Source organism: Bacteroides zhangwenhongii (genome assembly GCF_009193325.2).
In the GTDB taxonomy this organism is placed as follows: domain Bacteria; phylum Bacteroidota; class Bacteroidia; order Bacteroidales; family Bacteroidaceae; genus Bacteroides; species Bacteroides zhangwenhongii.
In genome coordinates, this window is sequence record NZ_CP059856.1 from 2,988,076 (window position 1) to 3,012,210 (window position 24,135).

A 24,135-nucleotide genomic window follows, 5' to 3' on the forward strand; every position below is an offset into this window, starting at 1 on the left:
AGTGTTTCTAGCTTCGTGCTTTACGGAACTCGGTGATATCATAGAAGTAAGGAGTTACGTACTGTTGAGCGGAAGTATGTCCCATCTTTGAAGGAACGATCAGACGCACGTGGGCATTGTCACGCAGGTAGGGCAATGCCAAAAGCCATCCTTGAGGTACGGCCGTACTGGCGTAATAGGACGACCAGACATAGTCCATTTCGATGAATGTACCGGCTGAATAAGTGTCTGTCTTCACATAACGGAATACGGCAGGATAGGCATACAGCTGTGAAGCGTCCATATACTCTTCCATAGGTATATTAAAAGCCGCAAGTTCGCGTGTAGCGATGTTGGTCTCCGCATAACGGGTACAAATGTTATTATTGTTAGCAAACGAATCTATAGCTGCCGGTTTGTCCGGCACTACCAAAGTTCCTTTATCCACAATCTGCATATACACACCATTAGATGAGAAAGAGACATATTCGTTCTTATTCAAGTCGGTCTTATAACCGTTTGCTTTAAACTGCTCTTCCGAAATCACATGAATCGCACTATCTTTGATGAACTGGCTTACCGCATTCTTCTCATCTTCCAGCATTTCCGCGTATGTCTTCGAATCATCGCACGCCTGGAACAGACTTCCGGCAGTCAGCAAAGAGAGAAATAAAAATACAAGTTTCTTCATTATCTGTTATTTAGCTATATTCCGCACAAATGTATCTCAAAATCATTAAAAGTTGAAAGAGCAATGTTGAAAGTTCGTATCTTTTAACCTTTCCATATTCACTTTTAACCTTCCGCCTTTAGCTTTTGGCTGTTAATAGAGGCTTATATTTCTCAAGCGCTTTCTCGAAAACAGCTTTTGCCTCTTCCATCGTTCCGAAAAATTCACCTCCGGACGCGTTCAAGTGGCCGCCACCGTTAAAGAATTCGGCAGCCAACTGATTGCACGGAAAAGTCCCGACCGAACGGAGGGAAATTTTAATCATCGGTTTCTCTGTATCTTCCCGCAAAAAGCAGGAAAAGCGAACGTTCTTAATGCTGAGAGGGATATTGACAAAGCCTTCACTATCCCCTTTTATATAGTGGAACTTACTTTGTTCGGCTTTTGTCAGTGTAATTAATGCCGAGTTGCAATCCGAATAGACAGTCATGTTCGACAAGACATATCCCATCAGCCGCAAACGGCTCTCGGAATAGGTGTTGTACACCTTACGATAGATATCGTCTTTATCAATGCCTTTGGAAAGGAGTTCGCTGATAATGAAGTAGATCTCCCGATTGTTGGAATTATAGGTAAAACCACCCGTATCGGTCATCATGCCCGTATAGATACACTCGGCACCTTCTTTAGAAATCTCGTCGAAATAGCCCATCCGGCAAATAAGGCGGAACACCAGTTCGGAAGTAGAAGAAATCTTCGGGTAGGACATCGTTATCTTACAGAAGTCTTCGGGATACAAATGATGGTCTATCAGTATCTTACGTGCAGGAGAAGCAGCTACGGCATCCGCCATATCTTCGATGCGTTTCAGTGCGTTGAAGTCCAAGCAACAGATGACATCGGCCTCAGCAAGCAGTTTATCCGCAAACTCTTTATAGCGGTCATACAAAAGAATGTCCTTACTGTCCGGCATCCACTTGAGGAAATCGGGAAATGCATTAGGCACAATTACGTTCACTGTCTTTTCCTGAGAATCCAAGAAATGATATAATCCCAGTGATGAACCGATTGCATCACCGTCAGGAGATACATGAGATACTATTACTATTTTGTCAGCTCGCTCAAACCATTTAGTGAAATGGTCTATTTTAGCTTGTTCTATTACTTTCGTCAACATACTCTTTTTCTTTATCAAGGTGCAAATGTACGATAATTCTTTGTACTTAGAGCAAAAAGCGGACAGAACCTTCTTCCGATAAGGAGATAAAATGTAAACCGTATTCCTTGCATTCCTCCTTAAAACGGCCTCTACGATACTCTGAGAGGGAGGCATCGAAGATAATACAATCGGGAAGAAAGAATTTGGTAAGTTCTTTCAATCGGCCGTCATAGCCTTTGCATAAGTAAAGATAATCAATATATAACGTGGGAGTTGTCGATTTGTTCCGCAACGTCTGCCAATGATTATCGTTTACAATACAGATATTACATCCATGAAATGATACAAGTTGCCGTTGTCGGGAGAATACGTCAGTCCGACAGTCGGAGGTGATTTCCGCCGGTGGTAAAAGATGCCGGCGTTTCCAATAGTTGGCTGTCACACGTTCCAATGCTTTTTTGTTCGGTAACGTATCCGCATAACTTATCCAGGAATGTCCACTACTTTCTATGCAATGAACCGCCGGACAACCCGGTACATTATAAAAGACCAAACCTGTCTGCGGACGGTCTATCCAAACCATCGTAACATGATAAATACTTAATAAAAGAACGGAAAGAAGACAGAATAACAGGTTTCTAAGCCGCCTATGCAAACAGTAACAGGCTACTCCAAACAGGAAAACATAGATACCGCAAACTTCCAATTGATAAAGCCAGATTCCATCGACGGACGAGCAAGGAAGTTGCTCCACCCATCTCACAAAGAGGTTCAATCCCTCCAACAGTTTTCTGACACCTACCGCTGCCCATATCTGAAGCCAAGGAAAAGGAGTCAAAAGAAGCATGAAAATAGCGGCATACAGGATAATAGTAATCAAAGGAATAACCAGCAGATTCGTCAAAAGAAAGTGTACGGAGAATTGGGAGAAGTAAAACATGACAAGCGGAGCAGTCCCTATCTGTGCAGCAATAGATACGCTCATCAATCCCCAGACGGACTTCCCCACTCTGTTTCTTACAGTAAACAGGCGATAAACCGGCCTTTGGATCAATAAAATGGAGGCAACCGCAAGGAAGGAAAGCTGAAAGCCGACATCAAACAGTCCTGCCGGATCACAAAGCAGCATAAACCATGCCGTCGCAGCTAATGTATTCAAGGAAAATGGTTGACGGCCGAATATATCTGCCAATGCCAGGATGGAGAACATGGTGACCGAACGGACTACTGAGGGAGAAAGTCCCGTAAAAAAGGCGAAAGCCCATAATAAGACTAAAAGAGACACGGAACGAACACATCTGCCGGTCCGTCCTTTTCGGGCAACAGGTCGTAGAATAAAGAAAAGAAAAGCATACAGAAGCCCGATGTGTAACCCGGATAGAGCTAGAATATGACTCGCGCCGGCTATCGAATAGCTTTCGCGAACAGATTCGCTTAATTCAGTCTTATCACCAATGGTCAAGGCAGACAGCACGGCCAGTTCATCTCCGGTAAAGCCTAATTGACGGTAAAGAGCTATTACTTTCTCACGGTAAGAATCGGCCAGACACCGAAGACGCAAATGAATCACTCCGTTTGTCTGCACAGAACGCAGTGTTATCCATTTTCCGGCAGCGACATAGCCCGTCCCACTAATACCTCTTCGCATCAAGTAGCGGGCATAATCAAATTCATCGAAGTTCTTCTGATTAGCAGGTGGGGAAATGCGTGTAGAAACCAACAATTCATCCCCGTTCTTCAAGCAGGCGGCAGCTGAATCCTGTTTCAGATAGAGTATCGCTTTTCGCTCTACCGGATGACTACCGATAGAATCATAATATTCTTTCACAAGTACCCTGCAGAGCGATGTACGCTCCCTTGGTTGTGGAGTATCCGTTATCAGAGCCCGATAAATTACGTCATCGTCAGGAAAGGTATATTGTGTTTGCCGCAGCTGCCAAGTTATTCCCGTCCATCCGCCCGCGAAACACAGGACTGTCAGGACTGCTCCGAAACACCAACGCTGCGAATAATGCTCACAGAAATGAAAGAGAAAAGCCAAGATTAACAGGAAGATGGAAGCCGATACTCCCCAAAGAACATCCATCGAACAGTCGAAAAAGCGTTCTCCACAAAAAACGCCTGCTATCCAAGGGATAACCAGGCGCATATAAGGATATTGATGGATGCAATAATTACAAGTCATGTAATTGATGAATCATCGCCTCCGGATCCGGTGCTGCAAAGACGGCATTACCGGCCACCAACGCATCAGCTCCCGCCTCAACCAGTCGGGCTCCTGTTTCCAAATTCACACCACCGTCTACTTCAATCAGCGCTTTCGATCCTGTCCGTTCAATCAGGGCACGCAGCTCACGGACTTTCTCAACCGAATGTTCGATAAACTTCTGTCCGCCGAATCCCGGATTCACGCTCATGACAAGCACCATATACACATCTCGGATAATATCTTGCAGCAGAGCTACCGGAGTAGCAGGATTAATGGTTACGGCAGGCTGCATCCCCGCTTCCCTGATTTGCTGTATCACCCGATGCAAATGCGGACAAGCCTCATAATGCACATTCATCGTATGAGCGCCCAACGCCTTTACTTCAGGGATGAATTTTTCCGGATTAACAATCATCAGATGCACGTCCAACGGCTTCTTACTCAACTTCGCTACATACTTCAATACCGGAAAGCCGAATGAAATGTTCGGGACAAAAACCCCGTCCATTATATCAATATGTACCCACTCCGCTTCACTGCGGTTTATCATTTCAATATCTTTCGCCAAATGTCCGAAATCGGCAGAAAGAATGGAAGGAGCAATAATCGGTTTCATAATTCTTCTATATTTAAGGTTTATCACTTCATCTTACAGCCGTCCGCCAAACGGTATCCACGAAGCAACTCATCTGTTTTCAAACGTTTCTTGCCGGGAAGCTGCAAGGAAAGAATGGATACAAACCCATCCGGCACGGCAACCTTTATATATTTCTTGCCATCCGTCACAACCGTTCCCGCAGAGAGCTGATGTGATTCGTATATCTTTTCAGTCTCGAAGATTTTCACCACTACCGTTTCATTTTCAGAAGTGACCAGTTCACTCCAGGCAGCGGGATAAGGCGATAATCCACGAATAAAGTCGTACACCTTCTTCACCGGTTGATTCCAATCAATCCGGCAAGTATCTTTGAATATCTTCGGAGCTGGACGGAGTTCACCGACAACCGCCATTTCTTCTTGAGGAATCGGTTTTACCGTTCCATTCAATATAGCGTCTACCGTTTCAGGAACCAGTTTCCCTCCCAACATCATCAATTTGTCATGTACCACTTCCACATTGTCTGTATCCGCAATAGGCACACGTACCTGCTGAATAACCTCTCCCGTATCAATCTCATGTTTCAGGAAAAACGTAGTGATTCCTGTCTCCGTGTCACCATTGATCACCGCCCAATTAATAGGAGCAGCTCCACGATATTGAGGAAGCAGAGAAGCATGAAGGTTAAACGTACCCAGTCGCGGCATATTCCAGACCACCTCCGGCAACATCCGGAAAGCAACCACAATCTGCAAGTCGGCTTTCCATTCGCGCAAGGCCTCCACAAAAGCCTCATCTTTCAACTTCTCGGGCTGAAGCAACGGTAAGTTCCGCTCCAACGCATATTGCTTGACCGGAGAATACTGTATTTTATGTCCGCGTCCGGCAGGCTTGTCGGGCATTGTGATCACACCCACTACATTATAACCGCCTTCCACCAACTGACGCAAGGCCTCCACCGCAAAATCGGGAGTACCCATATATACTATTCTTAAGTCTTCTTTCTTCATAATCCAACTATGTTATCATTAACTTAAACGCAAAGTCTAGTCTTCCGAAAAATGTACCAGCACCTGCCGATATGAGTTAAAAATCTTCGATTTAGAGACAAAGCCCTCATAGCGTCCCTCCTCGTCCACCACCGGAAGATTCCAGGCTTTCGTATCGTCAAACGTCTGCATTACCTGTTCCATTCCGTCCGTATCGAATATTTTGGCAGGAGCGGATGTCATCAATTTGTTAACAGTGAAACGATGATAAAGTTCTTGCCGGAACATGATGTTACGGATGTCATCGAGCAGGACAATACCCAACAGTTCGCCCGTTTTTTTATCCGTCACCGGGAACACATTCCGATGGGAAGCGGCAATCGCTTTCACCAGCTCACCCAAATCCATCTCCGGATGTACAACTACAAAATCCTTCTCCACCACATTCTCCATCTTCATCAATGTCAACACAGCCTTGTCTTTGTGATGCGTAATCAGCTGTCCCTTCTTTGCCAGACGCATGGAGTATATACTATGAGGCTCAAACGCGATAATCGTCAGGTATGAGCTAACGGATACAATCATCAGCGGAAGGAACAAATCGTATCCCCCCGTCAGCTCGGCTATCAGAAATACTCCCGTCAGAGGAGCATGCATAACACCGCTCATGACTCCCGCCATTCCCATCAAAGCAAAATTCTTTTCGGGCAGATAGGCGGAGAAAGTAAAGTCATTACTGAAATGGGAAAAGACGAATCCGGCGATGCACCCCAAATAAAGCGAAGGGGCAAAGATACCACCGCAACCGCCGCCACCATTCGTCGCGCTAGAGGCAAATACTTTCAACAGAATGATCAACATCAGATAGACCAACAGCAGATTGCCATAACCATAAAACATGGAGTTGTTCATCACCGTATCCCATTCGGCTGTGGAAGTTCCGTTCAGCAACAGCTCAATCGTATCGTATCCTTCACCGTAGAGAGGCGGGAAAAGGAAAATCAACACACTCAACATCACACCGCCGAAAGCTAGTTTCTTATAGGGATTATTGAGCTTGCCGAAAACGCCCTCCACCGAATTCATGGCACGTGTGAAATAAAGCGAAACCAAACCACAAAAGATACCCAGCAGAATGACATAAGGAATACGTTCCAATTCGAACGCCTGATCGAGGTGGAATTTAAACATAGCCTCCGTACCGGTAGTAATATAGGAAACGGTAGCTGCCGTGACCGCAGAAATCAGCAACGGAAGCAGGGACGACATGGTAAGGTCAATCATCAGAACTTCCAATGTAAATACCAATCCCGCAATCGGTGCTTTAAAGATACCGGCAACCGCACCCGCCGCACCACAACCTACGAGCAACATCAACGTACGGTGCTCCATCTTGAACACACTTCCCAGATTGGAGCCGATGGCGGAACCTGTCAAGACGATAGGCGCCTCCGCCCCGACCGATCCACCAAAACCGATGGTTATCGCACTGGCAATAGTAGACGACCAGATATTATGTCGTTTGATGCGTCCCTGTCGGCGGGAAATGGCATACAGAATCTTTGTGACTCCATGGCTGATATCGTCTTTAACAATGTTGCGTACAAACCAGCCAGCCAGGAAAATTCCGACTACCGGATATACCAGATACAAATAGTTAGCTCCGGTCACATTGAAATTATCGGTCAGAAAATTCTGTATCTGATGAATCAGGAACTTCAAGATCAAAGCGGCAAAGGCTGTAAAGATACCGACCAGAAAACTTAATATAAGGATAAACTGCTTTTCCTTTATATTCGCTTCCCGCCACTTGATACAACGCTGTAATAAACTCAGTTTTTCTTCTTTCATTTATTCGCGAATTATCTTAATCACTCCACCTTTGTCCAACTTAATAATGCTTGAGGGTTTCGGCCGACTCATATCCCCTTGACGGAAACCGACGATATAGTCCACCGCTGACTTGATTTCATCGCTGATCTCACTAAAATTCGCAGCTCCGGGCTGACCGCTCACATTGGCCGATGTGGAGACAATCGCTTTGCGGAATTGCTGGCAGAGCCTTCGGGAAAATTCTTCGTTTGTAACACGGATTCCCACACTGCCGTCTTCCGCCAACAGGTTCGTCGCTAAATTGCGCGCACCGGAATATATAATCGTCAACGGCTTGTCGGCAACTTCAATCAAGTCCCACGCTACAGCCGGTACATCCTGTACATAAAAATCCACCTTCACAGGACTGTCCACCAACACCAGCATAGCCTTGCTATCAGCACGTTTCTTAATCTCATACACACGGCGTACAGCCTCTTCATTAGTAGCGTCGCAGCCTATTCCCCATACGGTATCGGTAGGATAGAGAATAACTCCTCCTTCATTCATCACCTGACAGGCTTTTTTAATATCTTCTATCATTTCTTGATTAATTTCTGTTGAGAATAACACGCAAAAGTAGTACTTTTGCGCCGAATTCAAAAAGATTAAGTGAAAACAATGGAAGAAATCGTATTTCACCACACTCTGCCTATCCAGTTGCGCTTCAATGACGTAGACAAATTCGGGCACGTCAACAATACTGTTTATTTCTCTTTTTATGATTTGGGAAAGACTGAATACTTCGCTTCAGTATGTCCGGGAGTCGATTGGGAAAAGATGGGAATTGTCGTCGTTCACATCGAAGCGGACTTCGTCAAACAAATCTTCGCCTCAGACCACATCGCTGTGCAAACGGCTGTCTCCCAAATAGGTACGAAAAGCTTTCATCTCATCCAACGGGTCATTGACACCACAACGAATGAAATAAAATGTATCTGCAAGTCCGTCATGGTGACTTTCGACCTCGAAAAGCATGAATCCATCCCCTTGACAAAAGAGTGGATAGAGGCGATATGCAAGTATGAGGGACGGGATTTGCGAAAATGAGCCCAAGCATTACAAAGGCAAACATCTGTTGATAATACTATCAAAATTACTGCCCCCCTATTGCTTTTCACCAATTAATTTTGTATCTTTAGGACTCACGTCCGTTTGAAAATAGGTAGTCACCTTATAGAATGATATTTGTCACTTTATAAGGTGACTATTGTCATTCTACAAAGTGACCATTGTCCCCTTGTAAAGTGACGACTACCCAGCTACATAAAACCCCACTCTTTTTCGCACAGCAAGGCCTTATTCTTCCCACTGCTTGAGGTTAAACAGCTGCCTCAAGATATTCGCCATATCCGTGTTATCTCTTCTGCCCGAATACAAATGAGCCTGTTTCCCTACAACATACAGAGGCACCGGAGCACCTGTATGAGATTTGGTAGTCCACCCAATAGAGGCTTTTTTATCTAGCAAGGCGACCGCAGCCACCGCCAAAGGCTCATCTTTAGCATAGAGGCTCACTATATCTTTTGATTTCTTCTTCAAGAAAGACTGCTCATAGCATATCAACAGCTCCAACTCTTCATGCGGGGTAATCGTAATCTGTTCCCAAAAGCCCAGCTTCTTCTTCAGAAAAGATTTCATCTCTCCCCAGGAAGGAACGGCTTTGGCTGTTTTCATTTTCCGCATAGCATTGGTCAAAGCTTCTTGCGAACACTGCTGGTATTTCAGCAATTCGATATTCAGGTTTGTATCAGAATTACCCAATCCCAAACCTCCGGTTTCGTGGTCGGCAGTTACAAGAATCAAGGTTTCATCGGGATGTTTCTTGTAGAATTCATAAGCCAGACGGATACATTGGTCAAAGTCGACAGTTTCCGTAACAACCGTAGCCGCATCATGGGCATGAGCCGCCCAATCTATCTTACCACCCTCTACCATCATAAAGAAACCTTTCTTCGCGGTTTCCGCAAAGTTGTCCAAACAGGCTTTTGTCAAATCCGGCAGACCCAAGTCTTTTTCAGACCGATCCAATGCATATTTCAAGCTTCCGCTAACCGTATCTGTAGGAAACAGGAGCACTTTGTCTTTCACATGACTACGATTATAAGCGTCCATCCCCCGATACATAGTGTATCCTTTCTGATGAAACAAATCATAAAGACAAGGAGCTGACGCATTACGCTTGCTTCGAGGTTGAAGCAACCCTGCCCCTCCGAAGAAGTCGAAACCGGAGTTTGCCGCATCCACTCCTATTTCGTAATACATCGAACGATCCGGTTGAGAAGCATAAAAGCCACCGGGAGTAGCATGATCAATGGATGCGGAAGTGATGATCCCTATTTTATAGCCTTTACCTTTCAGTTGACGTGCAAGAGACTTCAAGCCATGTTGTTTCTTTGCATCCATTCCTATTACATAGTTAGTCGTCTTTTCTCCCGTCGCCAAAGCTGTGGCAGCTGCCGAAGAGCAAGTTATCAAGTGAGAGGCCGACCGTGTGCACACTTGTGTCATCACGGGAAAAGTAGGGAACAGTAGCGAACGCTCACCGGTATCTGTACCGACTTTCTCCGCATATATCTGCGAAGCTTCCACATGATTGAACCCCATCCCGTCACCGATAAATAAAAATATGTATTTCGGAGCCTGCGTTCCGTGTGCCAATGTAGCGCAGACTAGCAGTAGTCCGAACAAAACAGACCTCATAGGTCTTGTCATTCTATCTTTCATTTTATATCTATATTAAAAAAGGTTAGTCATAAATATGTTAGTCATGAATATAAAGGATATTAGGTACCGTACGTTCTCCACGATGGTCGAAACGCTTATTGTCGCAGGGGTAGTTAACAATCCCATTGTCCGGTGCACCGGACAGCCAAAGAGTAGTAGAACCTCCTCCATCAAGATTGATCGCATCTTTGCCTCCCAGGATTCGGATCAGATGCGCCAATTCCGGGATACTTACCCCTCCGGCATATTTCGGAAAACGTCCGTCCACGGTTATGAATAGTATCTTTCCGTCTTTGGTAAGGGCTACCGCACTGCGGGGATGTTTAGTCCGGATAAAGTCTTTCTCGCATAAACTCCAATCGTAATAGCGACCGTCTTTCAACATCAACGGCCCGGAAGCCAATACGATACCTTTTTTCCCTTTATATTGCTTTTCTATCTGTCTATTCCAAGAGATTATCTTCATTTTTCCCTTGCGGATACTAACGGCTCCGGTGACACGTCTCGCAAACTCACCCAAAGTAGTGGTATCCACCACCTGGCGGTCTACTTTAAGGAAACAGACCGAGTTTCCTCGCTTCATATCAAAGTAAGAACCGTTTATAGCTGCGATAGCGCCCTGTTCCGAAGCCATTCTACTTGTTTCTCTCATCTTATCCGAGACGGTTACACCGACTTTCAATCCTGCACCGGGATCAATTTCTATCAGGCTGATAGATTGGGGGACCTGATATAATTGAGGAATGGAAACATACTTATGGATAATCCCTTTTTGGGGACTTTCTATCTTCCATTGCGCAGATACGATTGCCAGCGAATCCGATACAGTTTGCCCTTTCACTATTCCCAAAGAGCATACAGCCAAGATAATGCCGAGTAACAAGCTTCTTTTCATCATAAACAGATTAATAAATATGTTAAGTATAATAAATCAATTAAGTTATTTTATTCAGTGAGGTTATTACCTTTCAATATCCATACTTCTTTACGTTTCCCATACTGTGACCATGCTTTAAGATCCGAAGGTATTTGTCCGCTCAATTGGTTATCATTTACTCTGAATATCCCTTTAGAAGCACTCTTCTCAATCACAGCACCATATCCATAAGGGATACTTCCATCGAATTCATTGTCATAGACCATAAATTCCATCAGGTTTTTCCAAGTAGTCGGTTTATTACTTCCATCCAACGGAATCACCGGAAGAGAGCCACTCAGATCATTACAATATGCTTTAATCGTGACAATGCCCGGAATCTTAATCAACGGATCCAGATTTCCGCTAAAAGAATTTTCAAATCCGGCGGGAGTTGCTGTCGGATTATTGGATATATTAAAACTGGTCAATAATTGACATTCCCCTAAAGACTCCGGTAAACTACCACCTGCCGCTGATTCGATAATCCACAAATTTGTCAATTGAGACAAATGTCCTATCTCTTCCGGAATACCTGTTATCTTTTGATGCTTGAACTTCAGCACTTTCAGTTCCGACAATTCACATAACGGAGTGATATCTCCCACAATGTTATTCGGTTCTTGAATATCAATCTGTACCACTCTCCCATTCTCAAATTTCACACCCGGCCAATGAGTCGCATTCGTTTCCAAAGGAGCGTCAAAGTTCCACTTCTTCACCCAATTATCTCCGTTCGCCCCCTCATAGAACATCCTCAAATAATCAATATCTTCCAACGGTTTCTTGTCCTGAGTAATGGTCAGCATATCGGTTACCCCGTTCGAGCCTTTCAAATACAGATAAGCGGTGCGGCCGTCTTCCACATCTTTATAAGGATCGATTTTAAGTTTCAGTTCCGAGTCGTTCACAACACCGGGAGTGATCGGCTCACCATCGGTTACGTGTATCCAGTCGCAGCCTTCCGACAATTCATATGTATAAGCAACCATCGTAGCAAAAGGAATCACTTCTTCTTCGCTCCCCTTAGCTCCCACTTTCAACGTACGCTTCTTCAAGGCAATGCCAATACCTTCCTGCACCACCTTCAACTTTGTTTCAGCGCCTTCCACGATCCAAGCGGATATTTCGGCTTCACGAGAGGCCACATCCGTATTCTTGGTCACCGACATTTTGAAGCTTCCGGATTTCAGTCCATTAGAGGTCAGCAAGTCAATCCATGCAGCAGAAGTCTTCACCCTCCAAGGGAGATTCGATTCGATATCCACTGTATATTCCTTTTCATCCAAAGGCAAATTCAATGCCTCATCCACAAATTTCAAGTCCGGTTCCGGCAGAGTCACACCCGTATCATCCGTAAAATCCTGACAACCCGACAAACCTATCAGCAAAGACAAAAGCCCGATTCTTCCGATACAGCTTTGTCCGCACAGAGATAGTATTCTATTTAGTATCATATATTCAGCTATTTAATAATCAGACAATCAATTATCAGTCACAACCAGCAGCCCGTTTGCCACTTCCCTTTCTACTCCGCCATTATCATAAGGCCAGTTTCGTATGGCAAAACGCCCGTCCTCAAATCCGGCAATCTTACGGATGATAAAAGTAGAAGAACCTCCTCCGTCGAGATTGATAGCGTTCTTTGCTCCTAACGCTTTCATCACCGCACCCATCTCTGCATATCTCATTCCGTTGGAGTACCAGAAGTTACGCCCGTCGGCAACGAGGATATAGACCACATTATCATCCGTCACTCCGATAGCGGTTCTCGGTTCCAATGCGGTTACCGTCTGAGGAAGCACATTCCCGTTTGTCATCAAACGCACACGTCCTCCCACAGCTTCCTGAATATCCTCTTTGTACGAATCATATTCATCATACGAACCGATGATTGCTTTCTTGTTTTTCGTAATGGCGAAGAAAGTACAAACGTTATCAGTCATCGTACCTTTCAGACAAGTACCATTCCGGTAGTAGATTCCTTGCGGTGTTCCATCCTTTGCAAAGAAATCACCGTTCACGGCAGCCAGTACCCTGCTGCCGGGCTTATCGTATGCCAAAGCCTGCAATGTCATCTGCTGCTTGGTCTTCAATTTGCCCTCCTCATTGGGAGAAGACGCCTTCATCGTCAGATGTGCCTCTTTCAGGTCTACCTCCAATACAAACATTTTCACTGCCAGCCCTGTGGCAGAAAGGATTTTCATCTCGAGCGCCTGTACGCCGGGAGCCAGCGTGTAAGTGGAGTCCGAGAAATACTGTCCGACGTATCCATCACTTCCGGCAATTATTTTCTGTCCCAGTTCCGTCTTCGCACCCTCCGTTGAGAATACGGTCAGATCTTCATCATTGTTGCAAGCCGTCCACAAGAGACAACCCAAAAGCAGAAGAGCGGAATCATATATCAGTTTTTTCATCATTTTATCTCTTTAAAGTAAGTATAAACAATAGGTATCAATATCCGGGATTCGGTTCCAGATTCGGATTGGAAATCATTTCTTTTCCCGGAATAGGCAACACGTGCTGATAATCTTTCAGTCCGAGTGTCGTTTTCGCCGTATTCGTACGTATGAGGTCATAGTACCTAAAACCCTCCGCCAACAGTTCCTTCCGACGTTCGTCCAGCACACATTGCAGGAATTCGTCCTTGTCTTTCGGATCCACACTTTCCAGCCCGCGTTCTTTCCGCAAGTCATTCAAGCGTCCCAGTCCTTTCGGGAATCCTTGCGCTTCCGCACTGATGAGGTACATTTCCGCCAAACGGCTCATCACTACCGGATCAGTCCCGGTCTGCCCGCTCGGATACTTGTTGATACAAGGTTCGGATCCCACATTGATAATGGAAACTTCCTTACGTTTGTCCTTATCATCATACATATTCATCACCTCATTGGTAGGCCGATAGACATAACTGCCGTGATTGGGATGCGCATAGGTATAGAACAAGGTAGAGATAGTGATATTCGATTCTTCCGCCAAACACTGGAAAGAGAAGATGACCTCCGTATTGGACTTTCCACGAAATATCTTATCAAAACTGTCCAGCTTGTATTTGCCGTCTGTTATCAGCCCCTCCGCCAGAGTAGCCGCCTCCGTCAAGTTTCCACGTTCCAACATCACACGGGCTTTCAATGCCAAAGCTGCATCACGGGACACATAATAATAGCTGGACGATGTGCCGAGAAAAGCAAGTGCCGTCTGCAGTTCTTCTTCGATAAAGCTCCATACCACCTCTTCCGAATCGCGGAAAGGTTTTTCCATTGTATTCACTTTCTGAATAGGGACACCGCCCCAACGAGTCACCAGTGCGTGATAGATGTATGCCCTGAAATAATGCGCTTCACCGATAATCAGATTCCGCAGTTCCGATTCTGGGAGAGATTCGACGATAGAAAGTACATTATTCACTTGATAAAGGGCATTATAATACCCGTTCCAACTACTGGAGACGATTGAATTCAATGAAGAAAGTACTGAATTGATCAAGTCCTTCGCATTTCCGGTGCTTTGCGTCAAGTCACCACCCAATATATCAAAAGTGATGTAAGATTCTCTCGTCGGAGAGTTCTGTACCTTATTGTACATTCCCATACGCAAAGCGGAGAGATCTTGGGGAGTCACGCTTCCCGGCGATACTGCGGAATGAGACTCAATATCCAACATACCGCTACACGAAGTCAGCAACAGGCAACCGATAAATATATATATAATCTTTTTCATCATTGTGAGCATTTATGATTAGAAACTAAGGTTTATTCCGAAATTGACCGAACGGGAAGGCGGCACTCCATAGAGATCGACTCCGAAGTACTGCGGGTCCATATTCTTACTCACTTCAGGATCCCAACCGGAGTATTTGGAAAACAACAGCAGGTTATCTCCCTGAACATACAGGCGAAGTCCCTTCATCCGGATCTTCTGCAACATCACTTGCGGGAAGGTGTAACTGAATGTCAACGAACGCAAGCGGATAAAAGAGCCGTCCTCCAGAAAACGGGTGGAGTTCTTGCTATTATGTCCACAAAGCGTATTAACCGCACGGGGATATTTGTTCGAGCTTCCCGGAGCAGTCCAGCGGTTCTTTGCCGCATCCTCCGTAATGGCCATACGATATCCCGGACGGGTGGCCGTCACCGCCCATTCGGCATATACATCGTTGCCATACATGTAGGTGAAGAACACGTCCAGTTGGAAGCCTTTATATTTGAAAGTATTGTTCCATCCGCCAAAGAAATCCGGATTGGAAGAACCCACCAACTGGCGGTCCGAGTCATTGATAATACCGTTATTATCCACATCATGGTATTTCACGTCACCGGCACGTACTCCCAAGTCGTACAACGGCTGCGGCACTTCGCCGTCATACTGGTAAATGCCGTCCATCTTAAACAGATAGAACGCTCCGAGTTCCTCACCCACCTTCAAGGCACGGTTAGAGCCAATCGGGAGCAGGTCGTCTCCCAACAACTTAGTCAGTTTGTTCTTATTGTGGGAAATATTGAAAGAAGAAGTCCAATTCACTTTTCCCAGATTCATGTGCCCGTTGATAGAAAATTCCACGCCATAATTGCGCATCGAGCCGATATTACTCGTGACACTAGTGAAACCACTTGTTCCGTGCAGAGGCATCGAATACAGCAGATTGTTCGTATTCTTCAGATAAACGTCCGCAATCATATTCAACTTTCCGTTCCAAAAACCAAGATCGAAACCAAAGTCGTATTGGTCGGCAGTCTCCCATGTCAGTGTATTATTTCCCATACTGGTGACAGCCATACCGCTATTATTTCCGTAGTTGATACCTCCGGACATCAGCGGCTGCCATGCATAATTGCCGATACCATCCTGATTACCTGTCTTACCGTAACTCAAACGGAACTTCAAGTCTGTCCGGTCAAACTTCCAGAAAGGTTCTTTTGAAACATTCCATCCTAAGGAAACGGAAGGGAAGTATCCATAACGGTCCGAAGGAGCAAAACGGGAAGAACCATCCGTACGCATCGTCATATTCAGGATGTAACGGTCCAAATAAGAGAGATTGACACGTCCGAAGTAGGATTCCATAGCAAACTCCGACAAACCGCCCGAAGCGTCATAAATCTCGGAAGCGGTGCCCACCGTATCAAACACCGGAGAAGGGAATCCGCGACCATCGATGGAGGAAGTACGCGTGGACATCTTCTGAAACGAATGTCCCAACATCAAGCCGGCTTCAAAATCACCGAACTTATCATTATAATTGAAGATATTCTCTATCAATATGTTCTTCACCAGCCGATTGTACTCGACGATACGTCCGCCACCGGCTCCATACGGGTGGTTCTCATTATAATAAACATAGTCATACGTATATCCGATATCGGTGCTGACGGAGTTTTTCAAGCTGAACTTCTTATATTTCAGGTCAGCGTTGAATGTGCCCAGATAACGGTATGTGTCAATATAGGACACTTCCTCGTTCAATATCTGAAGCGGATTGTGACGCGTCAACTCATCGGTTCCTCCCAAATAATAGTCACCATTCGGCTTGTACGGACGGTCGAAAGGACGCTGTTCCACAGCACGGGCCACGATAGTAGAACCGATATTGGCACCCGGCACCCGGTTGTTTTTCAGATAATTGCCACTAACGTTGGCGCCGACCTCCAACCATGAAGTCATTTCATGACTGATTTTCGCCTTCAAGTTGATTTTGGTTATATCGTTTGTTTTGATGATACCTTCCTGATAATTGTAGTTCGCCCCGACATAAAACTTCGTTTTCTTGCTGCCACCGGAGAAAGACAAGTCTACATTATAAGAATGTCCTACCTGAGTAATCAGATCCAGCCAGTCCGTATCCGGCATTCCCTGAAAAGGATTTGAGATAGGAACGACATAACCGGAAGTCCCTACGGTATATCCGTTCTGACGATTGTAACGCTCCACTCCGTCATTATAGGTCTCTACGTATAAATCGGAATCCGCATATTTGATCCGTCCTTTATTGGCAAATTTAGAGATGCCCGTACTGACATTCAAGCGGATGTCCGAACGGCCTTCCTTGCCGGATTTGGTCGTTATCACAACTACACCGTTGGTAGCCCGCGATCCGTAGATAGCAGCAGAAGCCGCATCTTTCAGAACTTCGATGGATTCGATATCCGTCAGATTCAACACTGCCATCGAACTTAGATTCTCTCCCATGTTAAATAGAGAAGCGTTGCTGTTGAGAATAGGTATTCCGTCCACTACGTAAAGCGGCTCATTGCTGGCGCTCAATGAAGCGGCTCCACGAATACTCATCCGTTCGGAACTTCCCAAGTTGCCGGAACCTGTCGATACCGTGACACCCGCTACGCGTCCTTGCAACAGTTCGCTCGGACTGAGCACCGGACGCATATTCGACTCTGTCGGTTTGAAGGAACTGATAGCATTGGTAACCAATGCTTTGCGTTGCGTTCCGTAACCAACCACAACTACTTCATTCAATGCCTTTGAATCTTCACTCAACGTGACATTGATGTTCTGCTGCGCTTTCACCGGATATTCCATACTCTTGTATCCCAAAAAAGAAAAGACCAATGTAGCATGCTCGGGCACTTCAAGGCTATATTTACCGTTTATATCGGTAATAGTACCTATCGTAGTACCCTTCACGGTCACATTACATCCCACAACCACCTCCCCGGAAGTTTCCTTCACAAGCCCGGTTACTCTTTTCTTGTGTTGCGTGGGAGTCAGTCCCTCCGCTTGCTTCTTGGTAAGAATGATGTGCTTTCCTTCCATCGTGTAGGAGAACTCCGTACCTTTCAACGCATCCATCAACAGACTTGCCACCGTCCCGTTCGGAGTGGAAATAGCCACTTTGCGTTTCAGGCTAACCTCACGTTCGTTGTAAATAAACAAATAGTCCGTTTGCTTTTCAATCTGTCTGATAATCTCAGCCAGTGTTGCGGTTCCTTTATTCATTCTAACCTTCTGATTCTGCGAATAACTATTCACGGAATACGCCTCAAAAATGATGAATAACAGGAAAAAGACAGTCAACCTCATAATTCTTAAAATTTGAGTACAGTGTGTTTTTCTATGGGCAATACGCCCACACCAAAGATTATTTTTCATATCTTTGCTTCGAGTTATTAAGTTAATACATAAAGATTTGTAACAGGTGCGAGTCTTTCTTGTTGACTTCTCACATATCGGTAAGTGTTGCAGCACTTACCGATATTTCTGTTCTGGACGGGCCGGTTCTCTAGCTCTCATTTTCGGTGTTTTTTTAGATTAAATACTAGGGTTAATAGATAATTATCTGATTGTTCTCTTCATCCAAAGTATAGTCGAAGCCGACATACTTCTGCAATACCTTTACCACGTGCTCTATCCCCTCTTTCTGACGGAATTTACCCGTACACGGACGAGAAGCAATTTCAATGTTCTTGTTGATAATACGCACTTCATAATATTGCTCCAGTTTCTTGAATACAGCTTCCAGCGGCTCATTCTTGAAAGAATACACACCTATCCTCCACAAGAAAGCATGATCCGACGTAAAGGTCTCCTTACTAAGTTTTCCATCTCTCGTTTCTACTTTCTCATTAGGTTGCAGTGTGACTTCATTCTGTGTATCGGGCTGATACACGGTAACCTTACCTTCTATCAAAGAGGTTTCAAACAGATCGGAATCCGGATAGGCGGAAACATTGAACGTGGTTCCCAACACTCTGACGTTATATTTCTCCGTCTCAACAATGAAAGGATGTTTCTCATCATGCGCTACCTCAAAATATCCTTCGCCTTCCAACAGCACTTTCCTCTCTTTGGAGTGGAATCCGGCAGCAGGATATTTCAAAATGGAATTCGAGTTCAGCCAAACGGTTGTTCCGTCAGCCAGAACCAGACTGGCTCTTTGCCCAGCGGGAACGGTCATCACCTGCATTTCCGTAGAGTGTTCCAACCGGTATTCCTGATATTCTTTATGAAGAATAAAGGCAAGCATAGCAACAACAGCGGCTATCTTTATGGAGGTCCGAAGATAATGAGTCACGGTCTTTTTCTTTTCCGGTTTTTCTTCCTTCAGATTAGCATTCCAGACAGTCGCATCATAGATATGGCGTAGTTGCATCAACTGCTCACGGTGTTCTTCGCTCTCTTTCAGCCAACGTGCCACTTCCTTCTTTTCTTCTGGAAGGACATCACCGGCAATATATTTATTTAATAGTTTCGTCTCCATACGGTTTTGAATTAAAATATCAGCGGTTTTCCGCCTTACATATATAAGACACGCCACTCGCGAAGTTCACTAGTGGAAAAATGAAAAAAGTTAGAAAAAGAGGAAAGAGGAAAGGTAATCCTTGAGACTTTTCCTCAAGGCTTGGAGCGCTTTCCCAATATGGTAATCCGCTCCTTTCACCGTAACATTCAATAATCCGGCAATCTCCTTCACCGATTTATTCTGATACCTGCTCATCACAAATGCCTTTCTTGTCTTCTCCGGCAGTTCTCCCAAAGTACGGTTTACAATCTCAACGATTTCTTCCGAGAAGAGCCGGTTCGGATCGGAAGAGTCCAACGATGCAATACGGAAATCAAGCTCATAAAGTTCATCCGCCAATATGCTTTCACGAGCTTCCATACGTAAGTGTTCATTGCGCAGATGGTTCAAGGCCTGGTTTTTAACTACGGTCATCAGGAAAGAACGAACATTTTTCACCTCTTCCGTCTTCATCGTGGTCCATAAGGTGATCATTGCCTCGGAGGCTATGTCTTTGGATAGCATTTCATCTTGAAGATAAGATTTGGCAAACAAAAAGCAGCGTTGATAATACTCTAGATAGATATCATCAAATGGCATACTAGTGTTTATTGTATTATCCGGTCTTCTCATTTTAGCAGTTTCTCATCTATTCAGCTTTTCGTTAGCGAAACAAAGATAGATAAAAGAAGTTAGCTTCCAAAAAATCTTTCCCTCGCTTAACTTGTTTACCTCAAATATTATTAGAAATATTGCAAACGTGTTTCTCCTCTCCAATCAAAATCGGGATGTTTCTCTACTTCCCCCCCTTTTCGTCTGTATAAAATAAGAAAGACTACGACAGTATTTATTAATTTAACTCATAACAGACTTTGAACATGAACAAGTTTATTTTTACCAAACTTTTCTCTCAAAGAAGTATGTGTTTAAAAATTATCGCAGATTATTTCAATTATAGAATAATCAATGACTCATAAAATCATTCTTGCGATAATCTGCGTTAATTTGCGTTTCAGCACACCATCATGAAATATTTTCGTCATATCTTATCCTACACTTCCGCTTTTTTTCGTACTTTTACCCCTTGTTGGAAAGAAGTGCCTTTCTGACCCTTGAGAACAGAAAAAGAAAAAAGCAATATATAAAATGAATCACAAATGGAATTATCGACCCATTACACCCGAACAGGCAGAGACAAGCCAGATATTGGCCCAAGAATTAGGGATTAGCCCGATACTTGGACAACTTTTGGTGCAACGGGGAATTACGAAAGCGGCAGACGCTAAGAAATTCTTCCGTCCGCAATTGCCCGACCTGCACGACCCATTCCTGATGAAGGATATGGACGTTGCAGTAGAACGTCTGAACAAGGCGATGGGAAAGAAAGAACGTATTCTAATTTATGGAGATTATGACGTAGACGGCACTACTGCGGTAGCATTGGTCTACAAGTTTATTCAACAGTTCTATTCGAACCTTGACTATTATATACCCGACCGTTACAATGAAGGGTATGGCATTTCTAAAAAAGGAGTGGACTATGCCGCCGAAACCGGTGTAGGCCTTATTATTGTACTCGATTGCGGCATAAAGGCTGTGGAGGAAATCACTTATGCCAAAGAGAAAGGAATCGACTTTATCATCTGCGACCATCATGTGCCGGATGAGGTGCTTCCACCTGCCGTAGCCATTCTGAATGCCAAGCGCTTGGACAATACGTATCCGTACACACACCTTTCCGGTTGCGGGGTCGGTTTCAAATTTATGCAGGCGTTCGCCATCAGCAACGGCATCGAGTTTCATCATCTGATTCCGCTGCTCGACATCGTGGCGGTAAGTATCGCATCGGATATCGTGCCCATCATGGGTGAAAACCGTATTCTCGCCTTTCATGGGTTGAAGCAGCTGAACAGCAACCCGAGTACCGGAATGAAAGCGATCATCGATGTATGCGGACTATCCGAAAAAGAGATTACCGTCAGCGATATCGTATTCAAAATAGGACCGCGCATCAACGCATCGGGACGCATTCAGAACGGGAAAGAAGCGGTAGACTTACTCACCGAAAAAGATTTCTCGGTAGCGCTGGAGAAAGCCGGACAAATTAATCAATACAACGAGACTCGTAAAGACCTCGACAAGAGTATGACGGAAGAGGCGAACAATATCGTCGCCAATCTGGACGGGCTTGCCGACCGCCGCTCTATCGTGATCTACAACGAAGAGTGGCACAAGGGAGTGATCGGTATTGTGGCTTCCCGACTGACAGAAGTCTACTATCGCCCGGCTGTAGTGCTAACCCGGACGGACGACATGGCGACAGGTTCCGCACGTTCCGTTTCCGGCTTCGATGTATATAAAGCAATCGAACATTGCCGCGACCTGCTGGAGAACTTTGGAGGACATACGTATGCTGCCGGACTATCCATGAAAGTAGAAAACGTGGAAGAGTTCACCAGACGATTTGAAGAATACGTCTCGCAGCATATTTTACCGGAGCAGACCAGTGCCGTAATCGACATTGATGCGGAGATAGATTTCAGAGACATTTCATCCAAGTTCTTCAATGATCTGAAAAGATTCAATCCTTTCGGTCCTGACAACATGAAACCTATTTTCTGTACGCACCATGTCTACGACTACGGAACAAGCAAGGTGGTGGGACGTGATCAGGAGCACATCAAACTGGAACTGGTGGATAATAAATCGAACAATGTAATGAACGGCATTGCTTTCGGGCAAAGTTCGCACGTACGTTATATCAAGACGAAACGCTCGTTCGACATCTGCTACACCATCGAAGAAAACACGCATAAGCGTGGCGAAGTCCAACTTCAAATTGAAGATATAAAGCCGATTGAATAAGTATCAGGAGATATTGAAACAATACTGGGGGTATGACTCCTTCCGCGACTTGCAGGAGGAGATCATTACCAGTATCGGCGAAGGCAAAGATACATTGGGGCTTATGCCGACAGGCGGTGGAAAGTCCATCACCTTCCAAGTGCCTGCTCTCGCTCAAGAAGGTATTTGCATCGTCATTACCCCCCTCATTGCCTTGATGAAAGATCAAGTGCAGAACCTGCGCAAACGGGGAATCATGGCGCTTGCCGTATATTCCGGCATGACGCGCCAGGAGATTCTCACCGCACTGGAGAATTGTATCTTCGGTGATTACAAATTCCTCTATATTTCTCCGGAACGTCTGGATACGGAGATTTTCCGCACCAAACTGAAGGCGATGAAAGTCTCCATGATCACAGTAGACGAAAGTCACTGTATCTCCCAATGGGGATATGACTTCCGGCCTGCCTATCTGAAAATTGCGGAAATACGGGAACTCCTGCCTGGAGTTCCGGTGCTGGCACTGACCGCAACCGCTACACCGGAAGTAGTAAAGGATATTCAGAATCGTCTGAACTTCCATGAAGGCAATGTCTTCCGCATGAGTTTTGAACGGAAGAACCTGGCGTACATCGTCCGCAAGACAGACAACAAGACGAACGAGTTATTGCATATCTTACGGAAAATACCGGGTAGCGCCATCATTTATGTCCGCAACAGGCGACGGACAAAAGAAATCACCGAACTGCTGGTGAACGAAGATATTACCGCTGATTTCTATCATGCCGGACTGGATAATGCAGTGAAAGACCTCCGCCAGAAACGCTGGCAAAACGGGGAAGTCCGCGTAATGGTAGCCACCAATGCTTTCGGAATGGGTATTGACAAGCCGGATGTCCGCATTGTCCTTCATCTTGATCTCCCCGATTCTCCGGAAGCGTATTTTCAAGAGGCCGGGCGGGCGGGCAGAGACGGGGAAAAGGCATACGCTGTCATTCTATATGCCAAATCCGATAAGACTACCCTGCACAAACGGGTGGCAGACACCTTCCCCGACAAAGAGTATATTCTCGATGTTTACGAGCATTTGCAATATTACTATCAGATGGCGATGGGCGACGGTTTCCAATGTGTCCGCGAATTTAATCTGGAAGAATTCTGCCGGAAATTCAAATACTTTCCGGTCCCGGTAGACAGTGCACTGAAGATACTGACGCAAGCCGGTTATCTGGAATATACGGACGAACAGGATAATGCTTCCCGCATCCTTTTTACGATTCGCCGGGACGAGCTGTACAAACTACGGGAGATGGGAAAAGAAACCGAAGCGCTGATACAGACAATCCTTCGTTCCTACACAGGGGTATTCACGGATTATGCCTATATCAGCGAGGCTTCACTGTCGATACGCACAGGGCTGACACGCGAACAGATCTATAACATCCTGGTGACATTGACCAAACGCCGCATCGTGGATTATATTCCACACAAAAAGACACCTTATATTATATATACGCGCGAACGGCAGGAACTGCGTTTTGTACATATTCCTCCCTCTGTCTACGAAGAACGGAAAGCAAGGTACGAAACGCGCATCAAGGCGATGGAGGATTATGTCACTTCAGAAAACGTATGTCGGAGCCGGATGCTGCTCCGCTACTTCGGAGAGAAAAACGAACATAATTGCGGCCAATGCGATATCTGCCTCAGCCACCGCGCCACAGACAGTCTGTCCGATGACTCCTTTGAAGAATTAAAGAGGCGAATGACCGGACTGCTCATTCAAAAACCGCTTACTCCGGCAGAAATAGCCAATAACATGGAAGCGGAGAAAGAAAAGGTTGGAGAGGTTATCCGCTATTTATTGGAGGAAGGCGAATGGAAGATGCAGGATGGAATGATACATATATCAAAATAAGTTATTACATTTGCAAGTGTA

Annotated in this window: 18 protein-coding genes; 3 read left to right on the forward strand and 15 right to left on the reverse strand. The window is 45.2% G+C overall.

From position 1 onward, the window contains the following. Positions 1-7 precede the first annotated feature (7 nt). The 7 genes from GD630_RS11970 to GD630_RS12000 all read right to left on the reverse strand — a co-directional run bounded on the left by GD630_RS11970 (position 8) and on the right by GD630_RS12000 (position 8,019). Positions 8-670: a DUF4827 domain-containing protein gene (locus GD630_RS11970; RefSeq protein WP_143864817.1), complete on the reverse strand. Its 663-nt coding sequence runs from the start codon at positions 668-670 to the stop codon at positions 8-10. 118 nt (positions 671-788) lie between these two features. Next, the gene (locus GD630_RS11975) at positions 789-1,826 is read right to left on the reverse strand and encodes a DHH family phosphoesterase (protein ID WP_143864816.1); all 1,038 of its coding nucleotides are present in this window, start codon (positions 1,824-1,826) and stop codon (positions 789-791) included. A gap of 46 nt (positions 1,827-1,872) precedes the next feature. Further along, positions 1,873-3,957 (reverse strand): ComEC/Rec2 family competence protein, encoded by a 2,085-nt coding sequence (locus tag GD630_RS11980; protein WP_143864927.1) that lies wholly within the window; start codon positions 3,955-3,957, stop codon positions 1,873-1,875. Between the two features lie 25 nt (positions 3,958-3,982). Then, positions 3,983-4,633 (reverse strand): ribulose-phosphate 3-epimerase, encoded by a 651-nt coding sequence (rpe, locus tag GD630_RS11985; protein WP_143864815.1) that lies wholly within the window; start codon positions 4,631-4,633, stop codon positions 3,983-3,985. 23 nt (positions 4,634-4,656) lie between these two features. After that, positions 4,657-5,625 carry a methionyl-tRNA formyltransferase gene (fmt, locus tag GD630_RS11990; RefSeq protein ID WP_143864814.1) on the reverse strand — a complete coding sequence of 323 codons (969 nt, stop codon included), beginning with the start codon at positions 5,623-5,625 and terminating at the stop codon, positions 4,657-4,659. A 36-nt stretch (positions 5,626-5,661) separates the two neighbouring features. After that, on the reverse strand, positions 5,662-7,455 hold the full coding sequence (locus GD630_RS11995) for a chloride channel protein (RefSeq protein WP_143864813.1): 1,794 nt from the start codon (positions 7,453-7,455) through the stop codon (positions 5,662-5,664). Next, positions 7,456-8,019, reverse strand: a complete 564-nt coding sequence (locus GD630_RS12000; protein ID WP_143864812.1) for an L-threonylcarbamoyladenylate synthase — start codon at positions 8,017-8,019, stop codon at positions 7,456-7,458. Positions 8,020-8,097: 78 nt separating this feature from the next. On the opposite strand from GD630_RS12000, the gene GD630_RS12005 reads away from it, so the two are divergent. Further along, positions 8,098-8,526, forward strand: a complete 429-nt coding sequence (locus GD630_RS12005; RefSeq protein ID WP_007749297.1) for an acyl-CoA thioesterase — start codon at positions 8,098-8,100, stop codon at positions 8,524-8,526. A gap of 249 nt (positions 8,527-8,775) precedes the next feature. Here GD630_RS12005 and GD630_RS12010 read toward each other — a convergent pair whose 3' ends face one another. The 8 genes from GD630_RS12010 to GD630_RS12045 all read right to left on the reverse strand — a co-directional run bounded on the left by GD630_RS12010 (position 8,776) and on the right by GD630_RS12045 (position 19,985). Then, positions 8,776-10,191, reverse strand: coding sequence for an alkaline phosphatase (locus tag GD630_RS12010; protein ID WP_143864811.1), 1,416 nt, complete (start codon positions 10,189-10,191; stop codon positions 8,776-8,778). Between the two features lie 49 nt (positions 10,192-10,240). Beyond that, entirely contained in the window at positions 10,241-11,098 is an 858-nt protein-coding gene (locus GD630_RS12015) for a phosphodiester glycosidase family protein (RefSeq protein WP_182505767.1), read from the reverse strand. 50 nt (positions 11,099-11,148) lie between these two features. Further along, a complete protein-coding gene (locus GD630_RS12020) occupies positions 11,149-12,576 on the reverse strand; it encodes a BACON domain-containing protein (RefSeq protein ID WP_143864809.1) in 1,428 nt (475 codons plus the stop codon). 27 nt (positions 12,577-12,603) lie between these two features. Continuing rightward, the gene (locus GD630_RS12025) at positions 12,604-13,536 is read right to left on the reverse strand and encodes a phosphodiester glycosidase family protein (RefSeq protein ID WP_229092479.1); all 933 of its coding nucleotides are present in this window, start codon (positions 13,534-13,536) and stop codon (positions 12,604-12,606) included. A 37-nt stretch (positions 13,537-13,573) separates the two neighbouring features. Beyond that, on the reverse strand, positions 13,574-14,842 hold the full coding sequence (locus tag GD630_RS12030) for a RagB/SusD family nutrient uptake outer membrane protein (protein ID WP_143864807.1): 1,269 nt from the start codon (positions 14,840-14,842) through the stop codon (positions 13,574-13,576). Between the two features lie 15 nt (positions 14,843-14,857). Continuing rightward, on the reverse strand, positions 14,858-18,070 hold the full coding sequence (locus tag GD630_RS12035; RefSeq protein ID WP_143864806.1) for a TonB-dependent receptor: 3,213 nt from the start codon (positions 18,068-18,070) through the stop codon (positions 14,858-14,860). Positions 18,071-18,395: 325 nt separating this feature from the next. Beyond that, positions 18,396-19,331 carry a FecR domain-containing protein gene (locus tag GD630_RS12040; RefSeq protein ID WP_152276041.1) on the reverse strand — a complete coding sequence of 312 codons (936 nt, stop codon included), beginning with the start codon at positions 19,329-19,331 and terminating at the stop codon, positions 18,396-18,398. Positions 19,332-19,421: 90 nt separating this feature from the next. Then, positions 19,422-19,985, reverse strand: a complete 564-nt coding sequence (locus GD630_RS12045; RefSeq protein ID WP_143864804.1) for an RNA polymerase sigma-70 factor — start codon at positions 19,983-19,985, stop codon at positions 19,422-19,424. Between the two features lie 513 nt (positions 19,986-20,498). On the opposite strand from GD630_RS12045, the gene recJ reads away from it, so the two are divergent. Together recJ and GD630_RS12055 are read left to right on the forward strand one after the other, a co-directional pair. After that, the gene (gene recJ, locus GD630_RS12050; protein ID WP_143864803.1) at positions 20,499-22,217 is read left to right on the forward strand and encodes a single-stranded-DNA-specific exonuclease RecJ; all 1,719 of its coding nucleotides are present in this window, start codon (positions 20,499-20,501) and stop codon (positions 22,215-22,217) included. Next, positions 22,210-24,114, forward strand: a complete 1,905-nt coding sequence (locus GD630_RS12055; RefSeq protein ID WP_143864802.1) for a RecQ family ATP-dependent DNA helicase — start codon at positions 22,210-22,212, stop codon at positions 24,112-24,114. Before recJ ends, GD630_RS12055 begins: the two co-directional genes overlap by 8 nt. Positions 24,115-24,135: the final 21 nt, after the last annotated feature.

Excerpts from the sequence above, each read along its gene's own strand:
- GD630_RS11970 (WP_143864817.1), bottom strand. The coding sequence starts at position 670 with ATGAAGAAACTTGTATTTTTATTTCTCTCTTTGCTGACTGCCGGAAGT.
- GD630_RS11975 (WP_143864816.1), bottom strand. The coding sequence starts at position 1,826 with ATGTTGACGAAAGTAATAGAACAAGCTAAAATAGACCATTTCACTAAA.
- GD630_RS11980 (WP_143864927.1), bottom strand. The coding sequence starts at position 3,957 with ATGCGCCTGGTTATCCCTTGGATAGCAGGCGTTTTTTGTGGAGAACGC.
- rpe (WP_143864815.1), bottom strand. The coding sequence starts at position 4,633 with ATGAAACCGATTATTGCTCCTTCCATTCTTTCTGCCGATTTCGGACAT.
- fmt (WP_143864814.1), bottom strand. The coding sequence starts at position 5,625 with ATGAAGAAAGAAGACTTAAGAATAGTATATATGGGTACTCCCGATTTT.
- GD630_RS11995 (WP_143864813.1), bottom strand. The coding sequence starts at position 7,455 with ATGAAAGAAGAAAAACTGAGTTTATTACAGCGTTGTATCAAGTGGCGG.
- GD630_RS12000 (WP_143864812.1), bottom strand. The coding sequence starts at position 8,019 with ATGATAGAAGATATTAAAAAAGCCTGTCAGGTGATGAATGAAGGAGGA.
- GD630_RS12005 (WP_007749297.1), top strand. The coding sequence starts at position 8,098 with ATGGAAGAAATCGTATTTCACCACACTCTGCCTATCCAGTTGCGCTTC.
- GD630_RS12010 (WP_143864811.1), bottom strand. The coding sequence starts at position 10,191 with ATGACAAGACCTATGAGGTCTGTTTTGTTCGGACTACTGCTAGTCTGC.
- GD630_RS12015 (WP_182505767.1), bottom strand. The coding sequence starts at position 11,098 with ATGAAAAGAAGCTTGTTACTCGGCATTATCTTGGCTGTATGCTCTTTG.
- GD630_RS12020 (WP_143864809.1), bottom strand. The coding sequence starts at position 12,576 with ATGATACTAAATAGAATACTATCTCTGTGCGGACAAAGCTGTATCGGA.
- GD630_RS12025 (WP_229092479.1), bottom strand. The coding sequence starts at position 13,536 with ATGAAAAAACTGATATATGATTCCGCTCTTCTGCTTTTGGGTTGTCTC.
- GD630_RS12030 (WP_143864807.1), bottom strand. The coding sequence starts at position 14,842 with ATGATGAAAAAGATTATATATATATTTATCGGTTGCCTGTTGCTGACT.
- GD630_RS12035 (WP_143864806.1), bottom strand. The coding sequence starts at position 18,070 with ATGAATAAAGGAACCGCAACACTGGCTGAGATTATCAGACAGATTGAA.
- GD630_RS12040 (WP_152276041.1), bottom strand. The coding sequence starts at position 19,331 with ATGGAGACGAAACTATTAAATAAATATATTGCCGGTGATGTCCTTCCA.
- GD630_RS12045 (WP_143864804.1), bottom strand. The coding sequence starts at position 19,985 with ATGAGAAGACCGGATAATACAATAAACACTAGTATGCCATTTGATGAT.
- recJ (WP_143864803.1), top strand. The coding sequence starts at position 20,499 with ATGAATCACAAATGGAATTATCGACCCATTACACCCGAACAGGCAGAG.